The following is a 20,245-nucleotide window of genomic DNA, read 5'->3' as shown; positions in this document are numbered from 1 at the left end:
GATCTTCTCCTAAGCAGTAAATTGGGCCGCATCTCGTGGATTAGCAGATTGTTTTTTCTTCAATGAACTTGTTAACCAGCGTCATTAACTCGTCCGTTGTCGGTTGAGCAAGAGCCTGCTCTGCTAACACCTTCGCATCTTCGAAGTTCGTGTTACGGATAATCTTCTTAATGCGCGGGATAGAAATGGCGCTCATAGAGAATTCGTCCAGACCCATCCCCAGCAACAGAAGTGTAGCACGTTCGTCGCCTGCAAGCTCACCACACATGCCAGTCCATTTGCCTTCAGCATGAGAAGCATCAATAACTTGCTTGATCAAGTTCAGCACGGACGGTGACATTGGCTGGTAAAGGTGTGAAATCATATCATTACCACGGTCAACTGCCAGAGTGTACTGCGTTAAATCATTGGTGCCGATACTAAAGAAATCAACTTCTTTGGCTAAATGACGTGCAATTGTTGCGGCAGCCGGTGTTTCCACCATTACGCCGATTTCAATTGACTCGTCAAACGCTTTACCTTCGTCGCGCAGTTCCTGTTTGTAGATTTCGATCTCTTTGCGCAGTGCACGCACTTCTTCAACAGAGATGATCATCGGGAACATAATGCGCAATTTACCGAAAGCCGAGGCACGCAGGATAGCGCGGAGCTGATCGCGCAGGATCTCTTTACGATCCATCGCGATACGGATAGCGCGCCAGCCGAGGAACGGGTTCTCTTCTTTCGGGAAGTTCATGTATGGCAGCTCTTTGTCGCCGCCGATGTCCATGGTACGAACGATAACCGCCTGCGAGCCACACGCTTCAGCCACTGCTTTGTAAGCAGCAAACTGTTCTTCTTCAGTGGGCAGCGCGTCGCGGTCCATGAACAGAAACTCAGTACGATACAGACCAACGCCTTCAGCGCCGTTACGCTCTGCACCTTCAACGTCACGAACCGTACCAATGTTAGCGCACACTTCTACCTGGTGACCGTCCAGCGTAATAGCTGGCAGATCTTTCAGTTTAGCAAGCTCTGCTTTTTCAGAAGCCACTTGCTCCTGAACAGCGCGCATTTTATCAATAACTTCGTTGGTTGGATTGACGTAAACCTGATTATTTACGGCATCCAGAATCAGATAGTCGTCATTTTTCACCTGAGAGGTGACGCTACCGGTACCCACGATAGCAGGCAGTTCCAGAGAACGCGCCATGATAGAGGTGTGGGAAGTACGGCCACCCGCGTCGGTGATGAAACCCAGCACCTTCTTCAGGTTCAGCTGTGCAGTTTCGGACGGCGTCAGGTCAGCGGCAACCAGAATGACTTCATCCTGAATGGCGCTCAGGTCGATAATCTTCAGGCCCAGGATGTTGCGCAGCAGGCGCTTACCGATATCACGTACGTCAGCCGCACGTTCTTTCAGGTATTCATCATCCAGCTCTTCCAGGGCAGAAGCCTGACCTTCGATAACTTCATGAGCAGCTGCGTCAGCTGTCATGTGCTTATCTTTAATCAGGGCTATGATTTCCTGCTCCAGCTCCTCATCTTCGAGCAGCATAATATGCCCTTCAAAGATGGCTTCTTTTTCTTCACCGAACGTTTCACCAGCTTTCGTTTTGATCGTTTCCAGCTGGGCTGATGCCTTGGCACGACCGCTCAGAAAACGTTCAACTTCCTGATCAACCTGGTCGGCAGAAATTTTTTTCCGGTCAATGACAATTTCGTCTTCTTTCAGAAGCAGAGCTTTACCGAAAGCGATACCCGGGGATGCTAAAATGCCTGAAATCATAACCCTACCTTACTTGTGACTGATTTTTAAAAGAACCCGGGAAATTACTCGAGTTCCGCCATCAGTTTAACCAGATGTTCAACCGCTTTCTGCTCGTCTTCGCCTTCTGCGGAGATAGTCACAACGGTACCTTGAGTCAGGCCCAGAGTCTGCAGTTTAAACAGGCTTTTCGCGCTGGCGCTTTTGCCGTTGGAAGTCACAGTAATTTCAGAAGTGAAGCCCTTAGCTTCTTTTACAAACTGGGCAGCAGGGCGGGTGTGCAGACCGTTCGGAGCGGTAATGGTAACTTCTTGCTGGAACATTGTATTTCCCCAACTTATAGGTTTAGTGTTGTGGAACTAAAGTCTAGCCTGGCGGTTCGACTTTAGCCTGTATTGTTAGCGCCAGTTTTTAACAGACGCGACGCACGAAGAGCGCAATACAGTCCATTGCTGGCGGGTGTTGACCGCTGACGTTTCGTACGTCATTAAACATTATGCCGCTAAAGGAAGAATTGAACCAAATCATAAAATCGATTCAGCTTTGGCTTTTCCTGTAACGATTAATTTCGCGCATCAAAATAATTAGTCTGGTTAAATACCAGTTCCGACAGGCTGAATCAATGCCAGGAGGGGCGAAAGTTTGAAGCAGGCCACAAAAAAGCACCTGAAAAGGTGCTTTTTTACGCATTTTTAACAAGCTGGCATTACTGTTGCAATTCTTTCTCAGTGAAGAGATCGGCAAACAATGCGGTGCTTAAATAACGCTCACCCGATGATGGTAGAATAACCACAATATTCTTGTTGGTAAAGCTTTCATCTTCTTGTAGTTTCAACGCCGCGGCAACAGCTGCTCCAGAAGAGATACCTGCAAGAATACCTTCTTCTTCCATCAGACGACGGGCGGTAGAAATGGCTTCTTCATTGGTGATGCCAATGACTTTATCGACCAGCTTGAGATCGAGGTTAGCCGGGATAAAACCTGCGCCAATACCCTGAATTTTATGCGGGCCAGGTTTAATCTCTTCACCAGCCAGTGCCTGGGCGATAACTGGAGAATCGGTTGGCTCAACGGCGACAGAGATAAGATCGGTCTTGCCTTTGGTGCCTTTAATGTAGCGGCTGACGCCAGTCAGCGTACCGCCAGTCCCAACGCCAGCAATAAATACATCAACCTGACCGTCGGTATCTTCCCAGATCTCCGGACCGGTGGTTTTTTCGTGAATTTCAGGGTTTGCCGGATTGCTGAATTGTTGCAGCAGCAGGTATTTCTCTGGATTGCTGGCGACAATTTCTTCTGCTTTTTGGATTGCGCCTTTCATGCCTTTAGCACCTTCGGTCAGCACCAGGTTTGCACCTAACGCTTTCAGCAGCTTGCGGCGTTCAATACTCATGGTTTCTGGCATGGTCAGGGTAAGTTTGTAACCGCGAGCGGCAGCGACATAGGCCAGTGCAATCCCGGTATTACCGCTGGTTGGTTCAACCAGTTCAACGCCTGGTTTCAGCACGCCGCGCTTTTCGGCATCCCAAATCATGTTAGCACCGATACGGCACTTAACGCTGAAGCTGGGGTTACGAGATTCCACCTTCGCCAGAATGCGTCCGTTACCGATGCGATTCAGGCGAACCAGCGGCGTGTGACCGATAGTCAGCGAGTTATCTTCAAAAATCTTACTCATGGCCTGTCCTTAACTGTATGAAATTGGGATACAACAGGTAGCATACCCGCTCAGAGAATATGCGGAAGTAAGGATTTAGCATATCTATATGCAGAAGGGAAATAATGACATGCAAGATGGAATAAGGGGCGGCATAAGCCACCCCTGTTTCACACAAGCGGTTTACAAAATAACCGGTAGATTGTTACCGCCACATCGCGTGTTTATCGCGATAGCAATCGACCCACATCGCCGTCGCACCACAAACGGCAACGGGCATGATGAACAGATTAAGCAGCGGGATCATCGTAAACAGGCTGGTTAAAGCACCAAACTGCATATTGGTGATTTTGCGTGTGCGCAGGGCGGTGCGCATCTCTTTAAACGGCACTTTGTGGTTATCGAAGAGGTAATCGCAATACTGGATGGCTAACATCCAGGCGCTAAACAGGAACCACAGTACCGGCGCGACGGTTTGCCCAATACCAGGGATGAAGTAAAGAATTAGTAATACAATTGCGCGCGGCAGATACCAGGCAAATTTTTGCCATTCGCGTTTCATGATTCGCGGCACATCTTTCATGATACCGAAAATCCCGGTATCTGGCGGTGTAGCGCCAGTCAATCGTGCTTCCAGTTGTTCAGCCAATAAACCATTGAACGGAGCGGCAATCCAGTTAGCAATCGTTGAGAAGAAATAGCCAAACACTAACAGCACAGAGATGACTGCCAGAGGCCACAACAGATAGCTCAGCCATTGTAACCAGTCCGGAATATAACTCATGAGAGTCGGGATCCAGACATCGAGTTGCGTAAATAGCCACCAGAATGCGCCCCCCATCAACAAAATATTGACCAGCAGCGGTAAAATAACGAAACGCCGAATCCCAGGTTGCGAGACGAGCTTCCAGCCTTGCGCAAAATAGTAAAAACCGCTGCGTGGGGCAGATGTGAATGATGAAACCATAATCAGGATGAGCTCCTTTTGACCAATCCCAGGAAAATTCTGCGTATTTTACCGGGTAATTGCGCAATGGACAGTTAGGATATGTTCGAAAAAACAGCAAAAAGCACGATTTCATCTATCTTTGTGCTGTGAAAGTTAATAGTGCACTTGCACTTGAGGTAATCGGCAAATACTCTTAGTGAGTAAATGTTTGCCGTGGTGGCAAGGTGTTAGAACAACAGAGAATATAATGATGCAGGATTTGCGTCTGATATTAATCATTGTTGGCGCGATCGCCATAATCGCTTTACTGGTACATGGTTTCTGGACCAGCCGTAAAGAACGATCTTCTATGTTCCGCGATCGGCCATTAAAACGAATGAAGTCAAAACGTGACGACGATTCTTATGACGAGGATGTCGAAGATGATGAGGGCGTTGGTGAGGTTCGTGTTCACCGCGTGAATCATGCCCCGGCTAACGCCCAGGAGCATGAGGCTGCTCGTCCGTCGCCGCAACACCAGTACCAACCGCCTTATGCGTCTGCGCAGCCGCGTCAACCGGTCCAGCAGCCGCCTGAAGCGCAGGTACCGCCGCAACATGCTCCGCGTCCAGCGCAGCCGGTGCAGCAACCCGTGCAGCAGCCTGCCTATCAGCCGCAGCCTGAACAGCCGTTGCAGCAGCCAGTTTCGCCACAGGTCGCGTCAGCGCCGCAGCCAGTGCATTCAGCACCGCAACCGGCACAACAGGCTTTCCAGTCTGCAGAACCCGTAGCGGCACCACAGCCTGAGCCTGTAGCGGAACCGGCTCCAGTTATGGATAAACCGAAGCGCAAAGAAGCGGTGATTATCATGAACGTCGCGGCGCATCACGGTAGCGAGCTAAACGGTGAACTGCTTCTTAACAGCATTCAACAAGCGGGCTTCATTTTTGGCGATATGAATATTTACCATCGTCATCTTAGCCCGGATGGCAGCGGCCCGGCGTTATTCAGCCTGGCGAATATGGTGAAACCGGGAACCTTTGATCCTGAAATGAAGGATTTCACTACTCCGGGTGTCACTATCTTTATGCAGGTACCGTCTTACGGTGACGAGCTGCAGAACTTCAAGCTGATGCTGCAATCTGCGCAGCATATTGCCGATGAAGTGGGCGGTGTAGTGCTTGACGATCAGCGCCGTATGATGACTCCGCAGAAATTGCGCGAGTACCAGGACATCATCCGCGAAGTCAAAGACGCCAACGCCTGATACACTTAAGGCAAATTAACTCCTCTTCGAACCCCCGCTTGTCGGGGGTTTTTAGCATTGATGGTGCGATATGGAATCAATCGAACAACAACTGACAGAACTGCGAACGACGCTTCGCCATCATGAATACCTTTATCATGTGATGGATGCGCCGGAAATTCCCGACGCTGAATATGACAGGCTGATGCGCGAACTGCGCGAGCTGGAAACCAAACATCCAGAACTGATTACGCCTGATTCGCCTACCCAACGTGTAGGTGCTGCGCCGCTGGCGGCTTTCAGCCAGATCCGCCATGAAGTACCAATGTTGTCGCTGGATAACGTTTTTGATGAAGAAAGCTTTCTTGCTTTCAACAAACGTGTGCAGGACCGTCTGAAAAGCAACGAGAAAGTCACCTGGTGCTGTGAGCTGAAGCTGGATGGCCTTGCTGTCAGTATTCTGTATGAAAATGGCGTTTTAGTCAGTGCCGCGACTCGTGGCGATGGCACCACCGGGGAAGATATCACGTCTAATGTGCGTACTATTCGCGCCATTCCGCTGAAGCTGCACGGAGAGAATATCCCGGCGCGTCTGGAAGTACGTGGTGAAGTGTTCCTGCCACAGGCGGGCTTCGAAAAGATTAACGAAGATGCGCGACGTACGGGCGGGAAAGTGTTTGCTAACCCACGTAATGCGGCAGCTGGTTCACTGCGTCAGCTTGATCCGCGTATTACAGCGAAGCGACCGCTCACTTTTTTCTGCTATGGCGTCGGTGTTCTGGAAGGTGGTGAGCTGCCGGATACTCATCTTGGACGTTTACTGCAATTTAAAAAGTGGGGTTTGCCGGTCAGCGACCGGGTAACGCTTTGTGAATCGGCGGAAGAAGTGCTGGCGTTCTATCACAAAGTGGAAGAAGACCGCCCGACGCTGGGCTTTGATATCGACGGCGTGGTGATTAAGGTCAACTCACTGACACAGCAGGAGCAGCTTGGCTTTGTCGCGCGTGCCCCGCGTTGGGCGGTAGCGTTTAAATTCCCGGCGCAGGAACAGATGACCTTTGTGCGTGACGTCGAGTTTCAGGTTGGGCGTACTGGCGCGATTACGCCTGTTGCGCGTCTGGAACCTGTCCATGTTGCTGGCGTGCTGGTGAGTAACGCAACCTTACACAATGCGGATGAAATCGAACGTCTTGGTTTACGCATTGGCGATAAAGTGGTGATTCGCCGCGCAGGCGACGTGATCCCGCAGGTGGTGAACGTCGTGCTTTCTGAACGCCCGGAAGATACCCGTGAGGTTGTATTCCCGACGCATTGTCCGGTATGTGGTTCTGACGTCGAGCGTGTGGAAGGTGAAGCGGTTGCCCGCTGTACCGGTGGCCTGATTTGCGGTGCGCAGCGTAAAGAGTCGCTGAAACACTTTGTTTCCCGCCGTGCGATGGACGTTGACGGTATGGGCGACAAAATCATCGATCAGCTGGTTGAAAAAGAATATGTCCACACTCCGGCGGATCTGTTCAAACTCACCGCAGGCAAACTTACCGGACTGGAGCGTATGGGGCCAAAATCGGCACAAAACGTGGTTAACGCGCTGGAAAAAGCGAAAGAAACCACCTTTGCTCGCTTCCTCTATGCACTTGGCATCCGTGAAGTCGGCGAGGCCACCGCAGCAGGTCTGGCGGCATATTTCGGCACGCTGGAAGCGCTGGAAGCCGCTTCGATTGAAGAGCTGCAAAAGGTGCCTGATGTTGGAATTGTCGTTGCCTCCCACGTTCACAACTTCTTTGCCGAAGAAAGCAACCGCAATGTCATCAGCGAGCTGTTGGCGGAAGGTGTTCACTGGCCTGAGCCGATCATTATCAACGCGGAAGAGATTGACAGCCCGTTTGCTGGTAAAACCGTGGTGCTTACGGGCAGCTTAAGCCAGATGTCGCGTGATGACGCTAAAGCTCGACTGGTCGAACTGGGCGCGAAAGTCGCGGGCAGCGTGTCGAAGAAAACCGATCTGGTGATAGCGGGTGAAGCTGCAGGATCTAAACTGGCGAAAGCGCAGGAACTGGGCATAGAAGTTATCGACGAAGCGGAAATGCTGCGTTTGCTGGGTAGCTGAGATGGAAAAAGAGCAGCTGATTGAAATAGCCAATACGATAATGCCGTTTGGCAAATACAAAGGGCGTCGCTTAATCGACCTGCCGGAGGAGTATCTTCTGTGGTTTGCCCGCAAAGATGAGTTCCCGGCAGGGAAGCTCGGTGAGCTAATGCAAATCACGCTGCTGATTAAAACTGAGGGGCTGACGCAACTGGTCCAGCCCCTGAAGCGTCCTCTTTAAGCTTTATTGGCGCGGCTTTCCTGCTGCGCCTGTAACTGTTCGGTCTGGTGTTTGTATCGACGCGCCAGCACCGCACAGACCATCAATTGGATCTGATGGAAAATCATCAGAGGCAGCACCATCATACCGATCACCGATGTGGGGAACAGAATGTTTGCCATCGGGATGCCATTTGCCAGACTCTTTTTCGAACCACAAAAGACGATAGTAATTTCATCTGCCTTATTGAAGCCCAGTCGGCGTGCCATAAAGACGTTAACTACAATCACGATAGCCAGAAGAACGCAGCTGACCACCACGATAAACAGCAATGATCCCCAGCCAACTTTATGCCAGATACCATTAACGACGGCTTCGCTGAACGCTGTATAAACCACCAACAGAATGGACGTCTGGTCAGTTTTCGCAATCCATTTTTTATTGCGCGACACCCAGTCACCAATCCACGGCCGGGAAAGATGCCCCAATACAAACGGCAGCAGCAATTGCAGCATAATTTTACCGACCTGCTCAAGGCTGCCTCCCGCACCGTGAACATTCATCACCAGACCAACCAGCAATGGTGAAAGGAAAATCCCCAACAGGCTGGATGCTGACGCAGAACAAACCGCTGCCGCGACGTTACCGCCCGCCATTGAAGTAAAGGCGATTGCAGACTGCACGGTAGCGGGGAGAATGCACAAGTAGAGAAAACCGGAGTAGAGCATCGGGTCGACATTTACCGGTTTCCACCAGGCAAACAGCACGCCCAGAATCGGAAACAGTACAAAGGTGCTGCACATTACCCACAAATGCAGTCGCCAGTGACCACCGCCAGCAATAATCGCTTCACGTGACAACTTCGCGCCGTGCATAAAGAACAGCAGGGCAATAGCTGCGGTGGTCAGATTTTCAAAGAAGGGGACGAAATCGCCTCTGGCCGGAAAGAAAGAGGCCAGCAACACCACCGTGATCAGGGTTAAGGTGAAAGGATCGAGGATACGAAAAAGTTTCATAAAGACTCCAGATGATCGATGGTTCTATTGTGCTTCTTCCAGTTTGAGAAATAAAATTGATTTATTGCATCCATTCATGAAGAAAACAGATGAATTATTCTTTAAAGCAATTAAAGGTTTTCGTCACAGTAGCGCAGGAGAAAAGTTTTAGTCGTGCAGGAGAGCGTATCGGCCTGAGTCAGTCGGCAGTAAGTCACAGTGTGAAGGAGCTGGAAAATCATACTGGTGTTCGCCTGCTGGACAGAACCACGCGTGAAGTGGTGCTTACAGATGCAGGGCAGCAGTTGGCTTTGCGTCTTGAGCGACTGCTGGATGAACTTAACAGCACGTTGCGCGATACCGGGCGTATGGGGCAACAACTGAGCGGAAAAGTTCGGGTCGCTGCCAGCCAGACCATTTCCGCGCATCTTATTCCGCAATGCATTGCTGAAAGCCATCGCCGCTATCCAGATATTCAGTTTGTCCTGCACGATCGTCCGCAGCAGTGGGTGATGGAAAGTATTCGCCAGGGAGATGTCGATTTTGGCATCGTCATCGATCCAGGCCCAGTGAGCGATCTGCAATGTGAAGCGATTCTTTCCGAGCCTTTCTTCTTGCTTTGCCATCGCGATAGCGCTTTGGCCGCGGAAGATTATGTACCCTGGCAGGCATTACAGGGAGCGAAATTGGTGTTGCAGGATTACGCGTCAGGCAGCCGACCGCTGATTGACGCAGCTCTGGCGCGCAACGGTATTCAGGCGAATATTGTGCAGGAGATTGGTCATCCGGCGACGCTGTTCCCGATGGTAGCCGCAGGCATCGGCATCAGTATTCTTCCCGCACTGGCGCTACCATTGCCTGAAGGTAGCCCGCTGGTGGTAAAGCGCATTACGCCGGTGGTGGAACGCCAGTTGATGCTGGTGCGCAGGAAGAACCGTTCACTTTCCACCGCCGCACAAGCGTTATGGGACGTGGTACGAGGCCAGGGCCGTGCGCTAATGGCTGGGCGGGAAGGGGATCCTTTGTATCAGATATAGAGTGAATTCATACTGCCGGGAGCCCCGGCAGTAATCAATCAGAAGTTAAATTTGATGGAGTAGATTATCGCATCCTGGTAAAAATCTTCGCCCAGTTTGTCATCCGCATAACGATACTGAATCCCTGTGGTGATGTGTGAAGTTGCATTCCACCAAAGTGCGACGGCACCGTTCAGACCTTCTTTGCCGCCATTACCTGCCGCGTAGGTGGCATCACGATCAAACTCGTACTCGTTCCAGTTGGTGAGGGTGAATTTCTCACTGCCCAGCATAAAGCTGTAACCTGCAACCCAACCGGCGACATAACCGTTATCGCCGGTATAATAGGTTTGGTCTGTATAGCGTTTTGCAAAGAACGGTTTGAACCACCAACCGCTGCCGGTGAAATTGTAGCCGATACCGTACAGGAACATATCGTCGTGGAAATTCACGCGATTCGCAGAACCGTAGGTGCCATACGCATGCAAGTAGAAATTAAATCCGGTGTCACCCAGGTAAATACGGTTGGTATTTTTAAAGGTATAACGCTGCTCGCTACCTGGTTTATTATGGCGACCGTTATAGAAGTTTTCCCAGTCGAAGAACCCGTACATTTCTCCCCAACTAAAGTTAGCGCCACCTTCAAATTCAAGATAACCAAAATCATCTTTGTGTGATTTGGTCGACGATTTTTCGGTAGTCCGGCTGGTCCAGTCCAGATAATGCACGCCGATATCTGCAAAACCGCCTTTAAATTCTGCATGAGATACTGCTGGTATCGCCAATACAGAAGAGAGTGTCAGAGTAAAAAGATGTTTTTTCATAGCATAATTCCCTATGCCGATCGTTATTAGTTGATTGCTTAATAAAAAGGTTGATTAAAAGCGGCATATTGTTAATGCAATGGAAAGGAGAGTACCAATACAGTTTTTTCCGCCTATTAATAGTGAAAAAATATAAATATATCGATATCGAATAACTATCGGATACATGAAAAAAGTGTATTGGTATGAGTTAGGGCAATCTCGTTATAAAAAGGCGTTAGATTCCACCCTACAAAAAAAGGATATATATGTATCAGGCTCAGTTTTCTCATAACCCACTGTATTGCGTAGATATTATCAAGACTTATAAACCTGATTTCACGCCACGAGTGGCCTTTATTTTAGGTTCCGGGCTGGGCGCGCTGGCCGATCAGATTGAGAACGCGGTCGCAATTTCCTACGAAAAGCTGCCTGGGTTCCCGGTAAGTACCGTACATGGCCATGCGGGTGAGCTGGTGCTGGGTTATCTCCAGGGGGTGCCAGTGGTGTGCATGAAAGGTCGCGGACATTTCTACGAAGGTCGTGGGATGACCATCATGACGGATGCAATCCGTACCTTTAAGTTGCTGGGCTGCGAGTTGCTGTTCAGCACCAATGCGGCTGGCTCACTGCGTCCTGAAGTGGGGGCCGGCAGTCTGGTCGCATTGAAAGATCACATCAACACCATGCCGGGAACGCCGATGGTGGGTCTTAATGATGAACGTTTTGGTGAGCGCTTCTTCTCGCTGGCGAATGCCTACGATGCGGAATACCGCGCACTGTTACAAAAAGTGGCGAAAGAAGAGGGGTTCCCTCTGACGGAGGGCGTGTTCGTCTCGTATCCGGGTCCGAATTTCGAGACTGCGGCGGAAATTCGCATGATGCAAATTATTGGTGGGGATGTTGTTGGTATGTCTGTGGTGCCTGAGGTTATTTCTGCTCGCCATTGCGAACTTAAAGTCGTTGCGGTCTCTGCGATTACCAACATGGCGGAAGGTTTAAGCGATGTGAAATTGTCACATGCGCAAACGCTGGCGGCTGCGGAGCTCTCTAAGCAGAACTTCATCAACCTTATTTGTGGCTTTCTGCGCAAAATTGCCTGAGAAAAACAATAAGAAACGGCCTCGCGGGTGAGGCCAAATGATGCGACAAGGAAACGATTATGAGCATCGCTTTGCGCTTAAAGGTAATGTCCTTTTTGCAATATTTTATCTGGGGGAGCTGGCTGGTTACCCTCGGTTCTTACATGATTAATACCCTTCATTTCACCGGCGCTAATGTTGGCATGGTTTACAGTTCCAAAGGGATCGCCGCGATTATTATGCCTGGTATAATGGGGATCATCGCAGACAAATGGCTGCGTGCAGAACGTGCATACATGCTGTGTCACCTGGTGTGTGCGGGCGTACTTTTTTATGCGGCATCCGTAACTGATCCGGATATGATGTTTTGGGTGATGTTAGTCAATGCGATGGCGTTTATGCCGACTATTGCGTTATCGAACAGCGTCTCTTATTCCTGTCTTGCCCAGGCAGGGCTTGACCCGGTGACCGCTTTCCCGCCCATTCGCGTTTTTGGTACGGTGGGGTTCATTGTCGCCATGTGGGCAGTAAGCCTGCTGCATCTGGAATTGAGTAGTCTGCAGCTGTATATCGCGTCCGGTGCGTCATTGCTGCTGTCGGCTTATGCGCTGACTTTGCCGAAGATTCCGGTTGCGGAGAAAAAAGCGACTACATCGCTTGCCAGCAAGCTGGGTCTGGATGCCTTCGTGCTGTTTAAAAATCCACGCATGGCTATCTTTTTCCTCTTCGCCATGATGCTGGGCGCGGTGCTGCAAATTACCAACGTTTTTGGCAACCCGTTCCTGCATGATTTCGCCCGTAATCCTGAGTTTGCTGACAGTTTTGTGGTGAAATATCCCTCCATTTTACTGTCAGTTTCACAGATGGCAGAAGTGGGCTTTATACTGACTATCCCATTCTTTTTAAAGCGATTTGGCATTAAAACCGTCATGCTGATGAGTATGGTGGCCTGGACGCTGCGCTTTGGCTTCTTCGCCTATGGCGATCCGTCAACAACCGGATTTATTTTGCTGCTGCTGTCGATGATTGTTTATGGCTGTGCATTCGATTTCTTCAATATTTCTGGTTCGGTATTTGTCGAACAGGAAGTTGATTCCAGCATTCGTGCCAGCGCGCAGGGCCTTTTTATGACGATGGTAAATGGCGTCGGCGCATGGGTTGGCTCGATTCTGAGCGGTATGGCAGTGGATTACTTCTCGGTGGATGGCGTAAAAGACTGGCATACCATTTGGCTGATGTTTGCAGGGTATGCTCTTTTCCTCGCAGTGATATTTTTCTTTGGGTTTAAATATAACCATGACCCTGAAAAGATAACGCATCGTTCAGTTACACATTAAAAGGATTCGCAGCTCTGTTCCTTGGGGCTGCTTTTATGATAAAGGTTAATTAGTGAAAGATATTTTATTTTCTTCTGGCGTTGGTTTTGGCATTGGTGCTTTGTTTACAATCGTGCGATTACCTATTCCTGTTCCAAATGTATTGCCGGGTATATTATCCATCGTGTTTATGTATGTCGGATATCTGGTGGTGAAATACTTTATGCCATGATAATTTAATACGATGTATTTATTATATGGAGCACTTAATTATGGAACGCGTATATAGAACAGATCTTAAGTTACTCCGTTATTTTCTTGCCGTAGCGGAAGAGTTGCATTTTGGTCGCGCAGCAGCGCGTTTAAATATGTCTCAGCCTCCGCTCAGTATTCATATTAAAGAGCTGGAAAATCAACTCGGCACGCAGCTTTTTATTCGCCATTCGCGCAGCGTCGTACTGACACACGCGGGCAAAATCTTGATGGAAGAATCGCGTCGATTGCTGGTGAATGCAAATAATGTATTGGCTCGGGTTGAACAAATAGGTCGGGGAGAAGCAGGGCGGATTGAACTCGGGGTTGTGGGAACGGCAATGTGGGGACGGATGCGTCCGGTTATGCGGCGATTCCTCAGGGAAAATCCTAACGTTGACGTTCTTTTTCGCGAAAAGATGCCCGCGATGCAAATGGCCCTGCTGGAACGACGTGAACTCGATGCCGGAATCTGGAGAATGGCGACAGAACCACCGGCAGGTTTTACCAGCTTACGGTTGCATGAATCGGCGTTTCTGGTGGCGATGCCTGAAGAGCATCATCTCTCATCATTTTCCACCGTTCCGCTGGAAGCGCTACGTGACGAGTATTTTGTTACAATGCCGCCCGTGTACACTGACTGGGATTTTTTGCAGCGAGTTTGCCAGCAGGTGGGATTTTCACCGGTTGTTATTCGCGAAGTTAATGAACCGCAAACGGTACTCGCCATGGTCAGTATGGGTATTGGTATCACATTGATAGCGGACAGCTACGCGCAGATGAACTGGCCCGGTGTCATATTCCGTCCGCTCAAAGAACGCATCCCGGCAGACTTATATATTGTTTATGAAACGCAGCAGGTGACGCCCGCGCTGGTTAAACTGCTGGCGGCGTTGGCGCAGTAGATGAGAGGCACGGGAACTGCCGGACATAGTTGGTCTGACAAGCGAAGCGCATCAGGCAATTTCGCAAATTGCAGATAGCAAAAAAACGCCTTTAGGGCGCTTTTTTACATTGGTGGGTCGTGCAGGATGACTCGCTTCACTCGCCCTTCGGGCCGTCGCCGCGAGCGGCTCCGTTGTTTCGCCGCGCTCAACTCGAACCTGCTGCAGGTTCGAATCTTTGAGTATCGCAGATAGCAAAAAAGCGCCTTTAGGGCGCTTTTTTACATTGGTGGGTCGTGCAGGATTCGAACCTGCGACCAATTGATTAAAAGTCAACTGCTCTACCAACTGAGCTAACGACCCGAAGTGGTGGGTGATGACGGGATCGAACCGCCGACCCCCTCCTTGTAAGGGAGGTGCTCTCCCAGCTGAGCTAATCACCCACTTCGGTACTTCACATTTTTACAAGAAATTTAGCTGGCGAGAAAGTGGTGGGTGATGACGGGATCGAACCGCCGACCCCCTCCTTGTAAGGGAGGTGCTCTCCCAGCTGAGCTAATCACCCACTTCTCAATTTCTTGCTACACGGCGGAGACTACATAAAGTAGTTGGTGGGTGATGACGGGATCGAACCGCCGACCCCCTCCTTGTAAGGGAGGTGCTCTCCCAGCTGAGCTAATCACCCCCGCTGTGTGGAGTCGCATTATAGGGAGAGTTCAAAATGAGTCAACGCATTTTCTAAAGAAATTGTTCGTTCGTCGTAAATTTAAGCAAGATGATCGCAAAACAGACCGTGTTGCGCAATTTGTCAACGAAAACAATAATGCGTAAGGTTGCAACCCGAACTACATTGAGGAATCAGGCGGGAGTGATAGAATATCGCCCACTCAATTTTTCCAGGATTTGCCGGTTGTCGGCATCTTTCTAAACGTAAGGCCATTTCATGAAAATCAAAACTCGCTTCGCGCCAAGCCCAACAGGCTATCTGCACGTTGGCGGCGCGCGTACTGCTCTTTACTCCTGGCTTTTTGCACGTAATCACGGCGGTGAGTTCGTGCTGCGTATTGAAGACACCGATCTTGAGCGTTCCACGCCGGAAGCTATCGAAGCCATTATGGATGGCATGAACTGGCTGAGCCTGGAGTGGGATGAAGGTCCGTACTACCAGACCAAACGTTTTGATCGCTACAACGCGGTGATCGATCAGATGCTGGAAGAGGGCACAGCTTATAAATGCTATTGCTCTAAAGAGCGCCTGGAAGCGCTGCGCGAAGAGCAAATGGCGAAAGGTGAGAAGCCGCGTTATGACGGTCGCTGCCGCCACAGCCATGAGCATCATGCTGATGATGAACCGTGTGTTGTACGTTTTGCTAACCCGCAGGAAGGTTCTGTTGTTTTTGACGATCAGATCCGTGGTCCGATCGAATTCAGCAACCAGGAGCTGGATGATCTGATTATCCGTCGTACCGATGGTTCTCCAACCTATAACTTCTGTGTGGTTGTCGATGACTGGGATATGGAAATCACCCACGTTATCCGTGGCGAAGACCATATCAACAACACGCCACGCCAGATCAACATTCTTAAAGCACTGAAAGCGCCGGTACCGGTTTACGCGCACGTTTCTATGATCAACGGCGATGACGGCAAAAAACTGTCCAAACGTCACGGGGCGGTCAGCGTAATGCAGTATCGTGATGATGGTTATTTGCCAGAAGCACTGCTGAACTATCTGGTGCGTCTGGGCTGGTCCCACGGCGATCAGGAAATCTTCACTCGTGAAGAGATGATCAAATACTTCACCCTGAATGCCGTCAGCAAATCTGCCAGTGCGTTCAACACCGACAAGCTGCTGTGGCTGAACCATCACTACATTAACGCGCTGCCGCCGGAGTATGTTGCTACTCACTTACAGTGGCACATTGAGCAGGAAAATATCGATACCCGTAACGGCCCGCAGCTGGCTGATCTGGTGAAACTGCTGGGCGAACGCTGCAAGACGCTGAAAGAGATGGCACAGAGCTGCCGTTATTTCTACGAAGATTTTGCTGAGTTCGATGCCGACGCCGCGAAAAAACATCTGCGTCCGGTAGCGCGTCAGCCGCTGGAAGTGGTTCGTGACAAACTGGCCGCGATTACTGACTGGACCACTGAAAACGTTCATCACGCTATTCAGGCGACGGCGGATGAGCTGGAAGTGGGTATGGGTAAAGTTGGTATGCCGCTGCGTGTCGCCGTTACCGGTGCGGGGCAGTCTCCGGCACTGGATGTTACCGTTCACGCAATCGGTAAGACCCGCAGTATCGAGCGTATCAACAAAGCGCTGGCTTTTATTGCTGAACGCGAAAATCAGCAGTAATTAGCGCATAAAAGATAAACGGCAGGAGAGATACCCCTGCCGTTTTTTATTTATTCTGATTCATCTATGTCGAGACGAGCAAGGAAATGACGAATTCCTTCGCGTGACAAAAATTGCGCAACTTTTTCCTGCTCACTGTGAGTCATGTTGTCTATTGCGCTGATGATTTGCCGATAAGCAGGAGTGCGAATCCCCGGTGCGTATTCGGCAAGGGGGTCTTCGGCTTCCAGAAGCATCGGCGTGTTATGGAAGGCTGGCGTGTTCTGAATAAACTCGCAAACTTGCGTATCGACCAGAATAAGTCTGGCACGACCGCCTTTCACGCCAGGAAATTTTTCCGTTTTCCAGCCTTTTTCTCTGATCCAACGGTTAACAGTTTGTTTAGCCACACCGAGGCATTCAGCCAGTTCTTCGGTGGTCATTTTATTGCGTAATCTTTTCATATTATTTGCTATCGCGAATCCCTAAGCGTTGTAATAATCCGATAATCCCTTCCCGCAGAAGCAAGGATGTAAACTGTTTTTGTTCAACTGGCGTCATCTCTTTCGCCAGTGTCACCAGCAACACTTCAAGCGGCGCATCACCAGACAGGGCAGGCGCTTCTCCCTGACCTTCTGGACGTTCAGCATTGCGAATATATTCACGAACCTGTTCATTGACGTGAACCAGTCGGGCTTTGCCACCCTGGACGCCAGGTTTTGGTGACGTTGTCCAGCCTTCCTTGCGTACCCATTTATTAATGGTCTGGCGGCTATAGCCGGTCAGTCTGGCAAGTTCATCTGGCGTCATCCTCTCCTTGAACATAACAATTCCCTGAATGTATGTGGGTCTATTAGTAGTTCATTTTATAACACCACTTTACAGGAAACCGTGACATGAATAACTACTGAATGCGAGCGGTTTTCCAAAATTGTTCATTTGCCTGATTTTTCAGCGATTGAAACTACACGTTGCAATTTGCCGTTGACACATTCGGGCGGAATTCATATGATGCCGCCCGTCAACTCGACAAGCTTTACGTGACGGGGCTATAGCTCAGCTGGGAGAGCGCTTGCATGGCATGCAAGAGGTCAGCGGTTCGATCCCGCTTAGCTCCACCAAATTTTGCACCCAGCAAATTTGGTACGTAAACGCCTCGTGGGGCTATAGCTCAGCTGGGAGAGCGCTTGCATGGCATGCAAGAGGTCAGCGGTTCGATCCCGCTTAGCTCCACCAAATTTCAAACCCTCGCTGTAAAGCGGGGGTTTTTTGTCTCTGCTTTTTGCCGCTTTTGTAATACAGTCTACGTCCGGGTTAGCGCCGCCTGGTGAAAGCATCATTGGATGAAAAATCGGCAACAGGCTGGCCCCTGTTTGCTTCGCGATGCGAATAAACTTATTATTTGTGTGCCTGAAAACCCCGATCAGTGAGAGTAGTGTACTCATGTTTGTGGAGCATAACCTGATAAAAAATATCAAGATATTCACACTAGCGTTTACGCTCACCGTGGTACTTATTCAGCTATCCCGTTTTATTTCGCCACTTGCCATTATCCATTCCAGTTATATCTTTCTGGCGTGGATGCCACTGTGCGTAATGCTGTCAATCTTGTTTATCTTTGGCTGGCGCGGTGTCGTTCCCGTTTTATGCGGGATGTTTTGCGCCAATCTGTGGAACTTTCATCTCTCTTTTTTACAGACCGCGGTCATGCTCGGCAGCCAGACGTTTGTTGTGTTGTGTGCCTGCGCAATATTACGCTGGCAGCTGGGGACGCGTTGGCGTTATGGATTGACCAGCCGATATGTCTGGCAACGTCTTTTCTGGCTTGGTTTGGTGACGCCGATCGGCATCAAATGCAGCATGTATCTTGTGGGAAGCTTTTTTGATTTCCCGCTAAAGATATCCACCTTTTTCGGCGATGCGGATGCCATTTTCACAGTCGTTGATTTACTAAGCCTTTTCACCGCTGTGCTGATTTACAACATGCTTTTCTACTATCTCACTCGCATGATTGTAAGTCCCCACTTTGCGCAGATATTGTGGCGCAGGGATATCGCTCCGTCGTTGAGCAAAGAGAAACGCGCATTTACCTTAAGCTGGCTGGCAGCTCTTAGCGTGCTGCTACTTCTGATGTGCACATCGTATGAGAATGACTTTATTGCCGGTTACCTGGTACCTGTTTTCTTTATCATCTTTACCCTCGGTGTCGGTAAGCTTCGCTATCCGTTTTTAAATCTCACCTGGGCTGTTTCAACGCTTTGCCTGCTGAATTACAACCAGAACTTTTTGCAAGGGGTACTAACCGAATATTCGCTGGCATTTATTCTCGCGGTGCTGATTTCCTTTAGCGTTTGCCTGCTCTATATGGTGCGCATTTATCATCGCAGTGAATGGCTTAATCGCCGCTGGCATTTGCAGGCGCTGACCGATCCGTTAACGCTCCTACCCAACTTTCGTGCGTTAGAACAAGCGCCGGAGCAAGAGGCGGGCAAGAGTTTTTGCTGCCTGCGCATTGATAATCTTGAGTTTATGAGTCGTCATTACGGCTTAATGATGCGCGTTCACTGTATCCGATCAATTTACCGTACGCTGCTGCCGTTGATGCAGGAAAACGAAAAGTTGTATCAATTGCCGGGTAGTGAACTGCTGTTAGTGCTGAGCGGGCCGGAAACGGAAGGGCGACTCCAGCATATGGTTAACATCCTGAATAGTCGGCAAATTCATTGGAACAATACCGGGCTGGATATGGGCTATGGTGCTGCCTGGGGGCGTTTTGATGGAAATCAGGAAACCCTGCAACCCTTGTTGGGGCAGTTAAGCTGGCTGGCGGAGCAATCCTGCGCACATCACCATGTGCTGGCGCTGGATAGCAGAGAGGAGATGGTTTCCGGGCAGACCACTAAACAGGTGCTATTGCTGAATACCATTCGTACGGCGTTAGATCAGGGTGATTTGCTGCTCTACGCCCAGCCAATTCGCAACAAAGAGGGTGAAGGTTATGATGAGATCCTCGCGCGACTGAAATATGACGGCGGCATTATGACCCCGGATAAGTTTCTGCCCCTTATTGCTCAGTTTAACCTTAGCGCGCGTTTTGATTTGCAAGTGCTGGAATCCCTGTTGAAGTGGCTGGCAACACATCCTTGCGACAAAAAAGGCCCGCGCTTTTCAGTCAATTTAATGCCGCTCACGCTGCTGCAAAAGAATATTGCCGGGCGGATTATTCGTCTGTTTAAGCGTTATCACATCTCCCCGCAGGCGGTCATTCTTGAGATCACCGAGGAGCAGGCGTTTTCTAACGCAGAAAGCAGCATGTACAACATCGAGCAACTGCATAAGTTTGGTTTCCGGATTGCGATTGATGACTTTGGCACCGGCTATGCCAACTACGAACGGTTAAAGCGTTTGCAGGCTGATATCATCAAAATTGATGGCGTCTTTGTGAAAGATATCGTCACGAATACGCTGGATGCGATGATTGTGAGATCAATTACCGATCTGGCGAAAGCGAAGTCATTGAGTGTGGTCGCGGAGTTTGTCGAGACGCAACAGCAGCAGGCGCTATTGCATAAGCTCGGGGTGCAATATCTGCAAGGGTATTTGATTGGTCGCCCGCAGCCATTAGCTGATTAACAGGCGTAAAAAAAACCGGGGAATTATCCCCGGCTTTTTTAT

At 49.9% G+C, this 20,245-nt stretch carries 18 protein-coding genes, 6 tRNA genes and 1 other RNA gene; 12 read left to right on the top strand and 13 right to left on the bottom strand.

The window, feature by feature from the left end; genetic code table 11:
• Positions 1–40 precede the first annotated feature (40 nt).
• From ptsI to cysZ, 4 genes are all read right to left on the bottom strand, one after another.
• Positions 41–1,768 carry a phosphoenolpyruvate-protein phosphotransferase PtsI gene (ptsI, locus tag ACJHWK_RS01445; RefSeq protein ID WP_000623136.1) on the bottom strand — a complete coding sequence of 576 codons (1,728 nt, stop codon included), beginning with the start codon at positions 1,766–1,768 and terminating at the stop codon, positions 41–43.
• A 44-nt stretch (positions 1,769–1,812) separates the two neighbouring features.
• Complete coding sequence (ptsH, locus tag ACJHWK_RS01440) at positions 1,813–2,070, bottom strand: phosphocarrier protein Hpr (RefSeq protein WP_000487600.1); 258 nt, start codon at positions 2,068–2,070, stop codon at positions 1,813–1,815.
• Between the two features lie 383 nt (positions 2,071–2,453).
• A complete protein-coding gene (gene cysK, locus ACJHWK_RS01435; RefSeq protein ID WP_000034402.1) occupies positions 2,454–3,425 on the bottom strand; it encodes a cysteine synthase A in 972 nt (323 codons plus the stop codon).
• 184 nt (positions 3,426–3,609) lie between these two features.
• Positions 3,610–4,371 carry a sulfate transporter CysZ gene (gene cysZ, locus ACJHWK_RS01430; protein WP_170886219.1) on the bottom strand — a complete coding sequence of 254 codons (762 nt, stop codon included), beginning with the start codon at positions 4,369–4,371 and terminating at the stop codon, positions 3,610–3,612.
• A 229-nt stretch (positions 4,372–4,600) separates the two neighbouring features.
• Between cysZ and zipA the strand changes: the two genes are divergently transcribed.
• The 3 genes from zipA to ACJHWK_RS01415 all read left to right on the top strand — a co-directional run bounded on the left by zipA (position 4,601) and on the right by ACJHWK_RS01415 (position 7,905).
• Entirely contained in the window at positions 4,601–5,599 is a 999-nt protein-coding gene (gene zipA / locus ACJHWK_RS01425; protein WP_001520979.1) for a cell division protein ZipA, read from the top strand.
• Positions 5,600–5,669: 70 nt separating this feature from the next.
• Complete coding sequence (gene ligA, locus ACJHWK_RS01420) at positions 5,670–7,685, top strand: NAD-dependent DNA ligase LigA (RefSeq protein WP_001520978.1); 2,016 nt, start codon at positions 5,670–5,672, stop codon at positions 7,683–7,685.
• 1 nt (position 7,686) lies between these two features.
• On the top strand, positions 7,687–7,905 hold the full coding sequence (locus ACJHWK_RS01415) for a DUF3820 family protein (protein WP_000410201.1): 219 nt from the start codon (positions 7,687–7,689) through the stop codon (positions 7,903–7,905).
• Here the strand turns inward: ACJHWK_RS01415 and ACJHWK_RS01410 are convergent.
• The gene (locus tag ACJHWK_RS01410) at positions 7,902–8,900 is read right to left on the bottom strand and encodes a bile acid:sodium symporter family protein (RefSeq protein WP_000765603.1); all 999 of its coding nucleotides are present in this window, start codon (positions 8,898–8,900) and stop codon (positions 7,902–7,904) included. The genes ACJHWK_RS01415 and ACJHWK_RS01410 overlap by 4 nt on opposite strands.
• 89 nt (positions 8,901–8,989) lie before the next feature.
• On the opposite strand from ACJHWK_RS01410, the gene ACJHWK_RS01405 reads away from it, so the two are divergent.
• Positions 8,990–9,916, top strand: a complete 927-nt coding sequence (locus ACJHWK_RS01405; RefSeq protein WP_001109809.1) for a LysR family transcriptional regulator — start codon at positions 8,990–8,992, stop codon at positions 9,914–9,916.
• A 38-nt stretch (positions 9,917–9,954) separates the two neighbouring features.
• On the opposite strand, the gene ACJHWK_RS01400 is transcribed toward ACJHWK_RS01405, so the two are convergent.
• Positions 9,955–10,719, bottom strand: coding sequence for an outer membrane protein OmpK (locus ACJHWK_RS01400; RefSeq protein ID WP_001520977.1), 765 nt, complete (start codon positions 10,717–10,719; stop codon positions 9,955–9,957).
• A gap of 248 nt (positions 10,720–10,967) precedes the next feature.
• On the opposite strand from ACJHWK_RS01400, the gene xapA reads away from it, so the two are divergent.
• Genes xapA through xapR form a run of 4 tightly spaced genes read left to right on the top strand, consistent with a single transcriptional unit; the run spans position 10,968 to position 14,253 of the window.
• Positions 10,968–11,801: a xanthosine phosphorylase gene (gene xapA / locus ACJHWK_RS01395; protein ID WP_000283882.1), complete on the top strand. Its 834-nt coding sequence runs from the start codon at positions 10,968–10,970 to the stop codon at positions 11,799–11,801.
• Positions 11,802–11,860: 59 nt separating this feature from the next.
• Positions 11,861–13,117 carry a xanthosine/proton symporter XapB gene (xapB, locus tag ACJHWK_RS01390; protein WP_001520974.1) on the top strand — a complete coding sequence of 419 codons (1,257 nt, stop codon included), beginning with the start codon at positions 11,861–11,863 and terminating at the stop codon, positions 13,115–13,117.
• 52 nt (positions 13,118–13,169) lie between these two features.
• On the top strand, positions 13,170–13,328 hold the full coding sequence (locus ACJHWK_RS01385) for a DUF1427 family protein (RefSeq protein ID WP_000651752.1): 159 nt from the start codon (positions 13,170–13,172) through the stop codon (positions 13,326–13,328).
• A 40-nt stretch (positions 13,329–13,368) separates the two neighbouring features.
• Positions 13,369–14,253: a DNA-binding transcriptional regulator XapR gene (xapR, locus tag ACJHWK_RS01380; protein WP_001520973.1), complete on the top strand. Its 885-nt coding sequence runs from the start codon at positions 13,369–13,371 to the stop codon at positions 14,251–14,253.
• A gap of 110 nt (positions 14,254–14,363) precedes the next feature.
• On the opposite strand, the gene ACJHWK_RS01375 is transcribed toward xapR, so the two are convergent.
• The 5 genes from ACJHWK_RS01375 to ACJHWK_RS01355 all read right to left on the bottom strand — a co-directional run bounded on the left by ACJHWK_RS01375 (position 14,364) and on the right by ACJHWK_RS01355 (position 14,917).
• Positions 14,364–14,489, bottom strand: a non-coding RNA gene (locus tag ACJHWK_RS01375) — RtT sRNA.
• A gap of 30 nt (positions 14,490–14,519) precedes the next feature.
• Positions 14,520–14,595, bottom strand: a tRNA-Lys gene (locus ACJHWK_RS01370).
• A gap of 4 nt (positions 14,596–14,599) precedes the next feature.
• Positions 14,600–14,675: transfer RNA gene (locus tag ACJHWK_RS01365), tRNA-Val, on the bottom strand.
• Positions 14,676–14,721: 46 nt separating this feature from the next.
• Positions 14,722–14,797 (bottom strand) — tRNA-Val (locus ACJHWK_RS01360).
• Between the two features lie 44 nt (positions 14,798–14,841).
• Positions 14,842–14,917 (bottom strand) — tRNA-Val (locus tag ACJHWK_RS01355).
• 258 nt (positions 14,918–15,175) lie between these two features.
• On the opposite strand from ACJHWK_RS01355, the gene gltX reads away from it, so the two are divergent.
• Positions 15,176–16,591 carry a glutamate--tRNA ligase gene (gene gltX / locus ACJHWK_RS01350; RefSeq protein ID WP_001520972.1) on the top strand — a complete coding sequence of 472 codons (1,416 nt, stop codon included), beginning with the start codon at positions 15,176–15,178 and terminating at the stop codon, positions 16,589–16,591.
• A 50-nt stretch (positions 16,592–16,641) separates the two neighbouring features.
• Here the strand turns inward: gltX and ACJHWK_RS01345 are convergent, their stop codons facing one another.
• Both ACJHWK_RS01345 and ACJHWK_RS01340 read right to left on the bottom strand, forming a co-directional pair.
• The gene (locus ACJHWK_RS01345; RefSeq protein ID WP_410234790.1) at positions 16,642–17,034 is read right to left on the bottom strand and encodes a MerR family transcriptional regulator; all 393 of its coding nucleotides are present in this window, start codon (positions 17,032–17,034) and stop codon (positions 16,642–16,644) included.
• 1 nt (position 17,035) lies between these two features.
• Positions 17,036–17,395 (bottom strand): YfeC-like transcriptional regulator, encoded by a 360-nt coding sequence (locus ACJHWK_RS01340; RefSeq protein ID WP_000472021.1) that lies wholly within the window; start codon positions 17,393–17,395, stop codon positions 17,036–17,038.
• A 220-nt stretch (positions 17,396–17,615) separates the two neighbouring features.
• Between ACJHWK_RS01340 and ACJHWK_RS01335 the strand changes: the two genes are divergently transcribed.
• The 3 genes from ACJHWK_RS01335 to ACJHWK_RS01325 all read left to right on the top strand — a co-directional run bounded on the left by ACJHWK_RS01335 (position 17,616) and on the right by ACJHWK_RS01325 (position 20,203).
• Positions 17,616–17,691: transfer RNA gene (locus tag ACJHWK_RS01335), tRNA-Ala, on the top strand.
• A 39-nt stretch (positions 17,692–17,730) separates the two neighbouring features.
• Positions 17,731–17,806, top strand: a tRNA-Ala gene (locus ACJHWK_RS01330).
• 207 nt (positions 17,807–18,013) lie between these two features.
• Positions 18,014–20,203: a sensor domain-containing phosphodiesterase gene (locus ACJHWK_RS01325; protein ID WP_170886220.1), complete on the top strand. Its 2,190-nt coding sequence runs from the start codon at positions 18,014–18,016 to the stop codon at positions 20,201–20,203.
• Positions 20,204–20,245: the final 42 nt, after the last annotated feature.

The organism is Escherichia sp. WS547, assembly GCF_046486065.1.
GTDB lineage: Bacteria > Pseudomonadota > Gammaproteobacteria > Enterobacterales > Enterobacteriaceae > Escherichia > Escherichia coli.
This window is presented reverse-complemented; position numbering and strand designations above follow the sequence as displayed.